The organism is Martelella sp. (assembly GCF_984369615.1).
The window spans coordinates 1-12,502 of sequence record NZ_CFHTCS010000104.1; the positions used below are offsets into that span (position 1 = coordinate 1).

A 12,502-nucleotide genomic window follows, 5' to 3' on the forward strand; every position below is an offset into this window, starting at 1 on the left:
ATCGGGACGGGCGAAATAGACATATTCGAACAGGCAGAGCCGTTCGGGCTGTTTCAGCGCGGGTTTGCGGCTGTCGATCGAGACCGTCCCGTCGGGCTGCAGCTCGCAGATGACAACCTCGCCGTTTTCGACGTCGCGGATGAACTTGGCGCCGATAATGTCGAGCGCGCAGGTTTCCGAACAGAAGATCGGCTTGCCGTTCAATTCGCCCATCACCAGCGGGCGGATGCCCGTCGGGTCGCGCGCGGCGATCAGCTTGGTGCGGGTCATCGCGATCATCGAATAGCCGCCTTCCATCTGGCCGATGGCGTCGATGAAGCGGTCTGACGATGTCTTGGCGCGCGAACGGGCGATCAGGTGCAGCACGACCTCGGTATCCGAGGTCGACTGACAGATCGCCCCGTCGGAGATCAGCTTGCGGCGCATGAACAGGCCGTTGGTGAAATTGCCGTTATGGGCAATGGCGATGCCGCCGACACCGAGTTCGGCGAACAACGGCTGGACGTTGCGCAGCACCGTGCCTCCGGTCGTGGAGTAGCGCACGTGGCCCATGGCCATCGAGCCCTTCAGGCTTTCCAGCATGGCCGGATCGGTGTAGTGGTCGCCGACAAGGCCGAGATGGCGCTCGGAGCGGAACTGTTGGCCGTCATAGGAGACGATGCCGGCGGCTTCCTGGCCGCGATGCTGCAGCGCGTGCAGGCCGAGCGCGGTCAGCGCCGCCGCATCGGGATGGCCCAGGATGCCGAAGACGCCGCACTCCTCGTGCAGCGTATCGTCGTCAAGGCTGAAATCGTCATGGTCGTCGAAACTGGTGGTCATCGCGTGATCCGGAAATGGCTGGGGCAGGGCGCGTGCGAAAGCAGGTTCATCCAGACAGTACTAGAGATATCAGATAGGCCGGGCATCCGGCCGGAACTTCAAAATGACGTTACCGTCAATCATTGCCAGTAGCCGCCTTTGGTCGCGGTCAAGCGAACTCTCCAACTCCCCGCCGCCGGGCAGATAGGATTCCAGCTTGGCGGCAAGCATGTCGAGCGCGGGCTTCGACTTGGCGTTGCGGATCCAGTCGGGGCTCTGGGCGTCGCCGACCAGCCAGTTCCAGAACGCGACGGCAACCGCCAGAATGAGCACGCCGCGCACAAGGCCGAAGACGAAACCGAGCGAACGGTCCAGCACGCCGGCGCGGCTGTCGATAATATAGTCCGCAAATCGCGTGGTCACCAGCGAAAGAAGCACAAGCGCGATCAGAAAGATGACCGCGAAGGCGCCGGCCATGGACATGCGCGGATCGTCCAGAAATCCCTCGAATGTCGGCGCGAGGAAGGGGTAGCCGACATAGGCGATCGCCGCCGAAAGCCCCCAGGCGAGAAGCGAGAGGATTTCGCGGGAAAAGCCGCGCACCATGGCAAGAAGGGCCGAGAACAGGACAACGCCGAGGACGATCAGATCGAACAGGGTTACTGGCATTCATTGCTCCGCTTGTCGTGGCCCGCACACGCATGGCCGTTGCGCCCGCCGGCGCCTCAATCGCTGTCGTCCGCTGCGGTCTCCGGCTTCATGCCCGCGATATCGGCCACAAGTTCCGGCAAGGCTTCGAGCCCTTTTAGCCCGTTTGCGCTGCCCGGCGCAATTTCCGCCGAACCCGAAGGCAGAACGGCGCGCGAGAAACCAAGCTTTGAGGCTTCCTTCAGCCGTTGCGCGGCATGGGTCACCGGTCGTATCGCTCCCGAAAGACTGACCTCGCCGAAATAGACACAATCGGGCGGGAGAGCAAGTCCGGCGAGCGAGGAAATGAGCGCCGCTGCAACCGCAAGGTCTGCCGCGGGCTCGGTGACGCGGTAGCCGCCGGCAATGTTGAGATAGACGTCGTGATTGCCGAGCCGGACGCCGCAATGGGCCTCGAGCACGGCCAGGATCATAGAGAGCCTGGCCGAATCCCAGCCGACGACGGCGCGGCGCGGTGTGCCGAGCGAGGTCGGAGCCACTAGCGCCTGCACCTCGACCAGAACCGGCCGCGTGCCCTCCATGCCGGCAAAAACGGCTGCGCCCGGCGCCTTGTCATTGCGTTCGCCCAGGAACAGTTCGGAGGGATTGGCCACTTCGCGCAGGCCCGTGTCGCCCATCTCGAACACGCCGATTTCGTCGGTCGGTCCGAAACGGTTTTTCACCGTTCTCAGGATCCGGTAGTGATGGCCGCGCTCGCCCTCGAAATAGAGCACCGCGTCAACCATATGCTCGACCACGCGGGGCCCCGCGATCTGTCCCTCCTTGGTCACATGGCCGACAAGCACCATTGCCGTGCCCGTCTGTTTGGCAAAGCGGATCATCGCCTGCACGCCGGTGCGCACCTGGGTTACCGTGCCGGGCGCGGCTTCCGCCTGATCCGACCAGAGCGTCTGGATCGAATCGACGATGACGAGGTCCGGCCGCGGCCCTTCCGCAAGCGTCGCCAGAATGTCCTCGACATTGGTTTCGGCGGCGAGAAGCACCTCGGTATCCGCCGCGCCAAGGCGGCGGGCGCGAAGCCTGACCTGGGCGATCGCCTCCTCGCCCGAGACATAGATCACCCGCTGGTTCTGGCGGGCCAGCGCCGCCGCCGCCTGCATCAGGATCGTTGACTTGCCGATGCCGGGATCGCCGCCGACGAGAACCGCCGAGCCGCGCACGAAGCCGCCGCCGGTCACCCTGTCCAACTCGGCCATCTTGCTCGCGATGCGCGGGGCCTCCTCGCTTTCTCCGTCGAGCTTGACGAGGGCCACCGGGCGGCCCTTCTTCGGCGCGCGCGCCGGGCCGCCGCCGATGCCGGCCGAGGGATTTTCCTCGACGATCGTGTTCCAGGCGCCGCAGGCGTCGCATCGCCCGGCCCAGCGGGCATGGATGCTGCCGCAATTCTGGCAGATGAACTGGGTCTTCTGTTTGGCCAAGGTCTCTTCTTTGTCGGAAAAAGCGTCAGTCCGGCTGGGTATAGCGGCGACGGTAGCGCAAGCCAAGGGCGGTCAGCAGTTCGTAGCCGATCGTTCCCGAGGCTGTCGCCGCCTCGTCCAGCGGCAGGTTGGGGCCGATCAGCTCGATATAGTCGCCCACGCGGATTGCCTCCTCCGGCACATCGGTCACGTCGTATATGGTCATGTCCATGGTTATCCGCCCGGCAATCGGCACCTTGTGTCCCGCAGCAAACCCGAAGCCGCCGGGACTGACGGCATCGCGCAGCGGCGCGCCGGAACCCGAAAGCGACCGATGATAGCCATCGGCATAGCCGGCCGCGGCAATGGCGAGCCGGCTGTCGCGGGAAAGCCTGCAGGTCGCGCCGTAGCTCACGGTTTCGCCTGCGCGGGCATTGCGGATCTGGACGATCCTGGCCTCCGCCCGTGCCGCGGGCCTGAGCTTCCGCGCGGTGCCCGGCTGCGAATCGCCGCCGTAGAGTGCGATCCCGGGACGGGTGAGATCGAAATGATAGTCCGGACCGAGAAAAATGCCGGCGGAGGCCGACAGGCTGGCCTCGACGCCCTCGAAGGCGGAGGCCGCGATGCGGAACCATTCGAGCTGCTTTTTGTTCATCGGCGAGGCGGGATCGTCCGCGCAGGCAAGATGGGAGAGGATGAGAACGGGCTCGAAGCTCGCCGGCCGCGAGACATCGCCGGCAAGCGCCAGCGCTTCCTCCACCGTCAAGCCGAGCCGGTTGAAGCCGGTATCGACCTGGAGCGCGCAGGGGTAATCGCCATATTCCGCGACCGCCGCGAAGAAAAAGGAGAGCTGTTCGGTGCTCGCCAATACCGGCACGAGATCATGTTCGAAAAAGAGCTCTTCCGTACCGGGCCACATGCCGGAGAGGACGAAGATGCGGGCATCGGGCGCAAATCGCCTGAGCGTCGCGCCCTCATCCGGCACAGCGACGAAAAAATCGGCAGCGCCCGCGCCGTAAAGCGCTTCGCCGACATCCTCGATCCCGAGACCGTAGCCGTCGGCCTTGACCACGGCCGCCGTCCGGGCGCTGCCGGAGAGCGTTCGCATGGTCTTCCAGTTGCTGACAATGGCGCCGAGATCGACGGTCAGCCGGGCGGGAGCCGCCGAGAAGGGGATTTCCCCTTCCTGCAGCGGTTCATCGTTGAGATCATTCGAAAAATCAGACATGAAATCGCCGTTTATTGCAGAATCTCGGCAATCATAGCGCGTTCACGCCATTTCGCCCATGCCTAATCGTCGAAACTCGAATAGGACGGGTCGGCAAGATCCGCAAAGCGGGTATAGGCGGCCTGGAAGGCGAGGTTTGCCGTGCCCGTCGGGCCGTGACGCTGCTTGGCGATGATGACGTCGGCGGTTCCGCGCACCTTCTCGTATTTCATCTTCCACTCGTCATAGGCCGGATCGTCAGGGTCGCGCGGCTCGAGGTTCTGGACGTAATACTCCTCGCGGTAGACGAACAGCACCACGTCCGCGTCCTGCTCGATCGAGCCCGACTCGCGAAGGTCGGAAAGCTGCGGCCGCTTGTCGTCGCGGTTTTCCACCTGGCGGGAAAGCTGGGAAAGGGCGATGATCGGCACGTTCAGTTCCTTGGCGAGCGCCTTCAGCCCGGTGGTGATCTCGGTCACCTCCTGCACGCGGTTCTCGCCGGATTTCTTCGAACCTGTCATCAGCTGCACATAGTCGACAACGAGCAGATCGAGGCCGCGCTGGCGCTTGAGGCGGCGGGCGCGGGCGGAAAGCTGGGCGATCGAGATGCCGCCGGTCTGGTCGATATAGAGCGGAACCTTCTGCATGGTCTGCGAACAGGCCACCAGCTTGTCGAAATCGGCCTCGGTGATGTCGCCGCGCCGGATTTTCGAAGACGAGACTTCCGTCTGCTCGGAGATGATACGGGTGGCGAGCTGTTCGCCGGACATTTCCAGCGAGTAGAAGGCGACGACGCCGCCCTGTTTCGCCTCGACCGTGCCGTCGGGCAGGACTTCCGGCTCATAGGCGGAGGCGACGTTCCAGGCGATATTGGTGGCGAGCGAGGTCTTGCCCATGCCCGGACGTCCGGCGAGGATGATCAGGTCGGAGCGCTGAAGGCCGCCCATCTTGGCGTCGAGCGTGTTGAGGCCGGTCGATATGCCGGAGAGATGGCCGTCGCTTTCGAACGCTTTGCTGGCCATGTCGATGGCGATCGTCACGGCGTTCTCGAAGGACTGGAAGCCGCCCTCATAGCGACCGGTCTCGGCCAGCGCGAACAGCTTGCGCTCGGTGTCCTCGATCTGCTCGGACGGCGGCAGGTCGATCGGCGCATCATAGGCGGTGTTGACGATATCCTCGCCGATCTCGATCAGCTGCCGCCGCAGCGCCAGGTCGTAGATGGTGCGGCCATAGTCCTCCGCATTGATGATGGTGACGGCCTCGGCGGCAAGCCGCGCGAGATATTGCGCCACCGTCAGGTCGCCGACCTTCACGTCGGAGGGCAGATGGGTCTTGAGTGTGATCGTGTTGGCGATCTTGTCCATGCGGATCGTATCGCCGGCAATCTCGTAGATCCTGCGGTGCAGCGGCTCGTAGAAATGCTCCGGCTTCAGGAAGTCCGACACGCGGTAGAAGGCGCTGTTGTTGACGAGAATCGCGCCGAGCAGGGCCTGCTCGACTTCCAGATTGTTCGGCGCCTCACGCGTCTGCTGCGCGCCGGGCGTCTGGAAGGAAAGGGAAGGCGCGATGTCATTCATGATCGGTCTTTTCTCGGTGTCCTGAGACTGGCTTGGCAAACTATCACTAGCGGATCAACCGCATCCGCTCACCGTCATCGCGATCACATTCTCCAGTCTTGCCCGCAATCCACAGGGCGCAGGGCCAGGCGAAAGCGGGCGTGGCGAAAACAGGCCGTCGGCCTTGACATGATTCGGATACGTGAAAGCACATGATACCACAGAAAAGCCCGGCCTCCTTTGCGGAAGGCCGGGCCCTTGATATCCGAAGCTTCAAGCCGCCGATCAGGCGTTCTTGTCTTCCTCTTCGCCTTCTTCCTCGCCTGAGGCCTCGGCTTCTTCGCCTTCGTCCTCGTCGAGGTCGTAGTCGGCATCGGGGTTGAAGAAGTCTTCCGGACGCAGCGCGTCCTCGTCGACGCCGTAGATGGCGTCGGCGGAGGTGAGGTCTTCACCCTTGAGCTGCCGCTCGGCTTCCTCGGCGGTGCGGGCGACGTTCAGCTCGACCGTGACATAGACTTCCGCGTGAAGCTGGACTTCGACCTTGTGCAGACCGACCGTCTTGATCGGGTGGTTGAGAACCACCTGGTTGCGGGAAATCTTGTAGCCTTCCTCGCCGAGGATCTCGACGATGTCGCGGGTTGCGACCGAACCGTAGAGCTGGCCGGTTTCGCCGGCGGAGCGGACAACGATGAAGGACTTGCCGTCCAGCGTGTCGGCAATCTTCTGGGCTTCGTTGCGGCGCTCGAGGTTGCGGGCTTCCAGCACCGCGCGCTCGGCCTCGAAACGGGCCTTGTTGGCGGCATTGGCGCGCAGCGCGCGGCCGGTCGGCAACAGGTAGTTACGGGCATAGCCATCGCGAACCTTCACGGTTTCGCCCATCTGGCCAAGCTTGGCGATGCGTTCAAGCAGGATTACTTCCATGGGTTTTTCCTTTCATTGTCGTCGTCTGGATCCGGCGGGGTGGCTCCCGGCGAGAGAGCGATGGCCCGCCGTGTGTCAAGAAGGCCCATCACCACGAAGATCAGGGCCGGGAAGGTGAAAATCAGCGAAAGATAGGAGAGGATGATGACCGGCACGCCCCAGCTCTGGCCGCGCGCGGCAAGATGCATGCGGGCAAGGCCGGCGAGAAGAAAACCGCCGCCGAAGGCGCCGAGGCAGGCAGCGCCGATAAGGCCGATCGTTCCGCCGAAGAAGGTCGCGACCAGCGCCGCGAGAAACACGAAGATGGCGTTGCGATGCATGCGCAGAGATTTCGCCACATCCTCGCGCGGACGGCTCGTCAGCCCCGACGCAATCGCGATCCGCGCCGCGAAATGATAGGCGACGAACAGAAGGATGACCGAGGTTGCGCCCTGGACGATCGGCAGCATGACCACGAACATCGACTTGAACTGCGCCACCAGCGCCGCGTCGGCGGCAAGGTCCGGGTTCTGCATCGCCAGCGCCTGCATGAAGGCGTCGATCAGCTCGCCCGTCGCGTCCGGTCCGTATCCGGCGGCAAAGCCGAGAACGATCAGCGCCAGCGTGATGACGGCGCAAAGATGCATGAGGATATCGGAAAGCGGGTACCAGGCCGTCAGCCCCTCAGGGCCGCCGATCTCGCTTGCCGGGCGCGCCAGATTGCCGAGATGGCTGAGCCAGCCGGCGGGCACCAGGGTGATGGCAAGCGTGTAGAGCGCAAAGAAGGGCGAGACCATGGTCGCGCCGAGGCCGCCTGCGACGATGATCGCCGCGATGGCGGCGGCATTGCCCCAGCCGAGGCCGGCAATCAGGATCGGAAGGGCCGAGGCGGCGGAAAGCAGCGTTGAAAACAGCGCGTTGAAACTCGCGGCATAAGCGAGCATGAAGCCCGCAACGCCGGCAAGCGCGCCGATCAGCACTGTCTTTGCATTGAGTGTTTTCATCCGCTGTCCTGCCCTTCTAGCAGTTAGGGAAATCATGTTTCCCAACCTGGGTTCAATTTTCCGGCTGCTGCGCGCCCACCGCGCCGGAGCCGTTTCGGAGGTTGCCCTCCAGTCTCGCCGCCCTCCGTTCAATCTCCCCCCTTGAGGGGGAGATGTCGCGAAAGCGACAGAGGGGGGTAAAACCCCCTCGATATTCACATTGCTCTCCACTTCCATCATGCTCGGGTCAAGCCCGAAGATGACGGCGGAAAGGGAAGCGGGCGAGGGGCGCTTGCACCGGCCCCGCCCGCCAAAAACCTTACGATACGACGTAGGGCAGCAGGCCGAGGAAGCGGGCGCGCTTGATGGCGCGGGCGAGTTCACGCTGCTTCTTCTGGCTGACGGCCGTGATGCGGGAGGGAACGATCTTGCCGCGCTCGGAAATGTAGCGCTGCAGCAGGCGAACGTCCTTGTAATCGATCTTCGGAGCGTTGGCGCCGGAGAAGGGGCAGGTCTTGCGACGACGGTTGAACGGACGACGCGTCGGGATGGAGGCGATAGCTACCATGATAAAAACTCCTTAAATCTCGCAATCAGCTGCGCGGACGGCGATCGCCGCGGTCGCCACGATCACCGCGGTCGCCACGATCGCGGTTGTCACGGCCGCCGTCGCGGCGCGGACGGTCGTCGCGGTCGCGCTTCTGCATCATCGCCGAGGGGCCTTCCTCATGCGCTTCGACCTTGACGGTCATGTAGCGCAGGATGTCCTCGTTGATGCGCATCTGGCGTTCCATCTCGTGGATCGCGGCAGCCGGCGCGTCGATGTCCATCAGCGCGTAATGCGCCTTGCGGTTCTTGCGGATACGGTATGTGAGGGACTTCAGGCCCCAGTTCTCGATACGGCCAACCTTGCCGCCATGCTCTTCGATCAGTCCCTTGTACTGCTCGACGATGCCGTCAACCTGCTGCGCCGTGATGTCCTGGCGGGCCAGGAACACGTGTTCGTAAAGTGCCATTGATATTTGCCTTTCTTGCGTTTCCAGGACCCGGACTTCGGCGGCTAAGCCTCAACGACTGCTCCTGAGGGGAAACCCCGGCAAGAAAAGCGTTAGACGAGACGGTCGAGAGCGGCGACACGGGAGGCAGGCGTCTTTTACGCGCCAAGCGTCCTCGCCACGGCGAAAACAGCCCTCCGTTCAGCCACCAGCCTGAAGACCGGACCTTTGGATGAGCGGCTTATACGGATTTTCGGGCGGAATGCAAGGGGGAGGGGTAAAAGGCCCGTCGCTGCGCGCTTCCCGGCTGCTGCCGGCACGGGAAACAAAGGAATGCTTCGTCATCCGACTTTCGATTCAACTCCCGTACTGCGAGAAGTGGCGGTTTCGGCAGAGAGTGCGTGTTCGATCATGTCGATCAATTGGTCGCCGGCCGTCGCGATGCTGAAACCAGGATCGGCCAGCCAGCTGTCAATGAGTCCGCAAATTCCGGCAGCGATGAGCAGACTGGCGATTTCAGGACTGACGTTGCTTCGAATCTCGGCTGATCGAATGCCCTCCCTTATGTGGTTTGCCAGGAGAGCGAGGGTTTCGTCGCGCAAGCTCGCTATGTCCTCGGACAAGGCCTGGTCTCTTCGGGCGTCTGCCAGGACGACATGGGTCGCGAGCCCCCGCGAGGGATGCGCATGGAGCTGTGTCAGCACCGCTCGCGTAATCTTGAGAACCGCATCGAGCCCCGAAACGGAGCCTGCCGAGGCAAGCGTCTGATCAAACTCGATCGCCACGTGCGATGCCAGCGCCTTGAGATACTGTTCCCGCGAGCCGAAGTGATGGGCAGGCAATCCCCGGCTATAGCCGGCGCTCTTGCCAACTTCGGTTAATGTCAGCTTCTCGGGGCCGTGCTCGGCGACAAGGCGCATGCCGGCGGCAAGCATGCGTTGTTCCGACTCGTCCCGACGCTCTTCCTGTGTTTGCCGAACACGGCCTTCTTTCATGGCTGGACCTCACTGCCGCGTGTTTGAGCACTTTCTACGGCTGTAGCACGATCTTGCCAAAAATGCCTCCTGACTCCAGCATCTCATGCGCCTGTGGTGCCTGATGGAGGGGAAGTATCTGAGCGATCAGCGGGCGAAGCGCTCCGCCTGCGGCCTCGGAAAAAATATCGTCTGCCGCGGAGACCAATTCGTCGTCGCGCACCGAATCAAGGCTGAACAGCGAATAGGTGAGCGAATTTGAAAAGTTCTGCAGCATGACGCGATCAATGCCGGAGGGCGGAAAGCCGGCAGCCGCGCCGTTCACAAGGTAACGTCCATTCGGCTTCAGGGCTGCGACCATATCGGGTCCATCGTCGCCGGCTACGGGGTCGATGATGACGTCAAAGGGACCGTCGGGCCAAGCGCCGTCGCCCCGCCGTATGACATGCTCGGCCCCGAGGGCTCCGACACGATCGGCGGCGGCGGCGTTCGTCAGGGCGGTGACAACCGCTCCTGAATTCACGGCCATCTGGACCGTCATGGAACCGATGCCGCCGCTGGCCCCTCGGACCAGGACGCTTTCGCCGGCCTGAAGTCTCGCTCGCCTGATGCTGAAGCGCGCCACCAATGCACTCGTTCCGAGGGAAACGGCCGCCGCGGGAGAAACGTTTTCAGGCAGCACGACGATCCTGCTGGCCCGGGCAGCAAATTGCTGGGCATAACCGCCTTGACCCAGGGCGAAGACGCGTTTTCCGACGAGCGCGGCGTCAACCCCCGCGCCAACGCGGGCAACCGTGCCAGCGACCTCCACGCCCGGAACAAAACCGGGCAGAGTGCCGCCGAAATGGCCCCTGCGCTGCAGGACGTCCAAGAGCCCTACGCCGGCTGCCTCGACATCGATAACGATCTCGCCCTCGTTCGCTGAAGGCGCGGGTACGCTTGCAAGACACAATTGATCGGCTGCGCCGAACTCTTTCACAATGATCGCCTGCATGTTGAAATTCCTCGGTTGAATATCTTGCTTGTTATACTAACAAGTTTCTTGTTGCAAGCTCTCCGTTCACGCCGATACAATTCGGCGGACAGGCGCGCGGCGGCGTTCCTGAAAAACGAACCGGAGCGGTATCGCGTCGGTTCGGGTCGAAGAAGCCGCCGGCGCGGAAATTACTGTTTTGCAGCAATCTGGTATCGCTATTCCCCGGTGAGCCCGAGGAACGAGAGACAGCATTTCTGCACTGAACCGCCACGCTCCGGCATAACCGGTGCGCCGGACGCGGCGAAGATTTGAAAGCCGGTGACATTGTCCCGGAAATGAGGCCGGCAAGCGCTTTGCCCGGGGTGGGACCGAACGGACGCACGGCGCTCTACTGCCGCTCCTCCGGCCTTTCCGGGCGGATGAACAGCCAGATGACCCAGACCAGATAGGCGAGAATCACGATCATCAGGATCGCGCGCCCTGGATAGGGGTTGATGCGGTCGTCGCGGATATTGACCTGCGGGGTCAACGCCGCGGCCCGCCTCAGATAGGGGTCGACGGCGGCATGCAGGCCGAGATTGCGGTTGATCGCCTCGACATTGCGATCCTGAAGCGGGCGCTGTTCGTCGAAGAAGGCGCCGGGACCCTGCTGTCCGACGAGGAAGCGTTCCGGCGCTGCCGGGCCGAACAGGATGAGCTGTGTCGAGAGCGTGGTCACCGCCTTCCCGACGCCGTCATAGGTGTCGGCGCTGATCTGCGCCTCGCGCATGACCGGAAGCAGAACCTGAGCCGCGCCTTCCCACCAGCCATTCGCATCGACAAGCGTGATCGCCTCATCCTGCGCGAGAAGATCGGCCACATCCTGGCGGCCCGGCGTGGCGAAGACGAGCGCGACATCGGCATCGCCGTTCTCAAGCGCTGAGGCCGCGGTCCCGGCGCGTTCATCGGCAAGCGGCAGGACCGTGGCTTGCCTGCCTCCGGTCCTTGCCACGACGGTGGCCAGAAGATGCGACGCGGAGCCTTCCGGCCCGGATGCGATGATGCCCGCTTCGAAGGGCGAGACGGGATTGTCGGCAAGCGACAGCGCGTGCAGGAAGGTCGAGCCGACGGCCGCGACGGCCTCGAGCCGGTCGTCGCGGACGATCCGTCCGTTCGAGCTGACGAACCCGGAGACGGCGGGGGCAAAGGCCAGGCGGGCCCGATCGGCCGCAAGCGCGTCGATCGGCGCGTCATCGGCCACGAAATTCACGTCGCGGCCGCGCATGGCCTCGCGCACGGCGCGCAGGGCGTCGATGGCGGGGTCCGTGCCAATGGTCTCCGGCACAATCGCGATGCCGAGCTGAGGCGTGCGTTCGCGCGGCGGCTTCTCGACGAGGCCCATGTCATAAAGCGCGCGCCGCGCAACGCGGGCGACCGGCCGGCCGTCGAGGCGCACGGCGGCATTGAGCGTCTGCATCATCTCGTCATCGATGCGTCCGGCGAGCTTTGCCATGATCTCGGCGATCTCCGGCCGGCGCTCCAGCGCAGCCGTCGATGTCAGGGGCGCGGCTTCGTAGACCGGGAAAAAGCCGGTCGAATCATCGAGCGCGACCAGGTTGTAGTCGACGATCTCCGGATCGGTCGTCAGACCGACGACGATATCGACCCTGCGCTCGACCAGGGCATCGTAGAGATCGTTGCGTCCGGCTTCCGGAAACACCGTGACCGTGTCGAAGGAGAGGCCGAAACGATCGAGGAAGGGTTCGAGGCCGTCGCGCGGGCGTTCCGCGAATGACTGCATCACGCCGAGGCGCATGCGGTCATCGGGTCCGGCCAGATCCGATATGGTTTCAAGCCCGTTCTCGGCGGCAACCGCCGGGCGGGTCAGAACCGCATAATCCGTTGCAAAGCCGAGACGGTCGAGCATGACGAGCGCGTTGTCCGAAAGTCGCCCGTTGACGACCGAATAGGCTTCGTCAGCGTCAGCCATGCGGGGCGCTCCCATGAAGGCCAGCGCCGTTCCGGTGTA

12 protein-coding genes are annotated in these 12,502 nt (G+C 63.7%); all 12 read right to left on the reverse strand.

Going from position 1 to position 12,502, the window contains the following annotated elements; all coding sequences use genetic code 11:
• The coding region (locus tag AC5DC2_RS10525; RefSeq protein WP_491698441.1) for an amidophosphoribosyltransferase at positions 1-819 on the reverse strand (819 nt) is incomplete at its 3' end.
• 69 nt (positions 820-888) lie between these two features.
• Complete coding sequence (locus tag AC5DC2_RS10530; protein ID WP_024709522.1) at positions 889-1,467, reverse strand: CvpA family protein; 579 nt, start codon at positions 1,465-1,467, stop codon at positions 889-891.
• A gap of 56 nt (positions 1,468-1,523) precedes the next feature.
• Entirely contained in the window at positions 1,524-2,924 is a 1,401-nt protein-coding gene (gene radA / locus AC5DC2_RS10535; RefSeq protein WP_024709523.1) for a DNA repair protein RadA, read from the reverse strand.
• 25 nt (positions 2,925-2,949) lie between these two features.
• A complete protein-coding gene (gene alr / locus AC5DC2_RS10540; protein WP_491698442.1) occupies positions 2,950-4,131 on the reverse strand; it encodes an alanine racemase in 1,182 nt (393 codons plus the stop codon).
• A gap of 62 nt (positions 4,132-4,193) precedes the next feature.
• Positions 4,194-5,687 (reverse strand): replicative DNA helicase, encoded by a 1,494-nt coding sequence (locus AC5DC2_RS10545; protein ID WP_491698443.1) that lies wholly within the window; start codon positions 5,685-5,687, stop codon positions 4,194-4,196.
• 264 nt (positions 5,688-5,951) lie between these two features.
• Positions 5,952-6,587 carry a 50S ribosomal protein L9 gene (gene rplI / locus AC5DC2_RS10550; protein ID WP_491698444.1) on the reverse strand — a complete coding sequence of 212 codons (636 nt, stop codon included), beginning with the start codon at positions 6,585-6,587 and terminating at the stop codon, positions 5,952-5,954.
• Positions 6,578-7,570 carry a hypothetical protein gene (locus AC5DC2_RS10555; RefSeq protein WP_024709527.1) on the reverse strand — a complete coding sequence of 331 codons (993 nt, stop codon included), beginning with the start codon at positions 7,568-7,570 and terminating at the stop codon, positions 6,578-6,580. Before AC5DC2_RS10555 ends, rplI begins: the two co-directional genes overlap by 10 nt.
• Before the next feature lie 298 nt (positions 7,571-7,868).
• Positions 7,869-8,117: a 30S ribosomal protein S18 gene (gene rpsR / locus AC5DC2_RS10560; RefSeq protein ID WP_018062978.1), complete on the reverse strand. Its 249-nt coding sequence runs from the start codon at positions 8,115-8,117 to the stop codon at positions 7,869-7,871.
• Positions 8,118-8,142: 25 nt separating this feature from the next.
• Positions 8,143-8,565, reverse strand: coding sequence for a 30S ribosomal protein S6 (gene rpsF, locus AC5DC2_RS10565; protein ID WP_024709528.1), 423 nt, complete (start codon positions 8,563-8,565; stop codon positions 8,143-8,145).
• Positions 8,566-8,885: 320 nt separating this feature from the next.
• Entirely contained in the window at positions 8,886-9,539 is a 654-nt protein-coding gene (locus AC5DC2_RS10570) for a TetR/AcrR family transcriptional regulator (RefSeq protein WP_491698445.1), read from the reverse strand.
• 34 nt (positions 9,540-9,573) lie between these two features.
• Complete coding sequence (locus tag AC5DC2_RS10575; RefSeq protein ID WP_491698446.1) at positions 9,574-10,512, reverse strand: quinone oxidoreductase family protein; 939 nt, start codon at positions 10,510-10,512, stop codon at positions 9,574-9,576.
• 370 nt (positions 10,513-10,882) lie between these two features.
• Positions 10,883-12,502: glycine betaine ABC transporter substrate-binding protein (locus tag AC5DC2_RS10580; RefSeq protein WP_491698447.1), on the reverse strand; the 1,620-nt coding region annotated here is incomplete at its 5' end.

Excerpts from the sequence above, each read along its gene's own strand:
- AC5DC2_RS10545 (WP_491698443.1), bottom strand. The coding sequence starts at position 5,687 with ATGAATGACATCGCGCCTTCCCTTTCCTTCCAGACGCCCGGCGCGCAG.
- rpsF (WP_024709528.1), bottom strand. The coding sequence starts at position 8,565 with ATGGCACTTTACGAACACGTGTTCCTGGCCCGCCAGGACATCACGGCG.
- alr (WP_491698442.1), bottom strand. The coding sequence starts at position 4,131 with ATGTCTGATTTTTCGAATGATCTCAACGATGAACCGCTGCAGGAAGGG.
- AC5DC2_RS10530 (WP_024709522.1), bottom strand. The coding sequence starts at position 1,467 with ATGCCAGTAACCCTGTTCGATCTGATCGTCCTCGGCGTTGTCCTGTTC.
- rpsR (WP_018062978.1), bottom strand. The coding sequence starts at position 8,117 with ATGGTAGCTATCGCCTCCATCCCGACGCGTCGTCCGTTCAACCGTCGT.
- AC5DC2_RS10555 (WP_024709527.1), bottom strand. The coding sequence starts at position 7,570 with ATGAAAACACTCAATGCAAAGACAGTGCTGATCGGCGCGCTTGCCGGC.
- AC5DC2_RS10570 (WP_491698445.1), bottom strand. The coding sequence starts at position 9,539 with ATGAAAGAAGGCCGTGTTCGGCAAACACAGGAAGAGCGTCGGGACGAG.
- rplI (WP_491698444.1), bottom strand. The coding sequence starts at position 6,587 with ATGGAAGTAATCCTGCTTGAACGCATCGCCAAGCTTGGCCAGATGGGC.
- AC5DC2_RS10575 (WP_491698446.1), bottom strand. The coding sequence starts at position 10,512 with ATGCAGGCGATCATTGTGAAAGAGTTCGGCGCAGCCGATCAATTGTGT.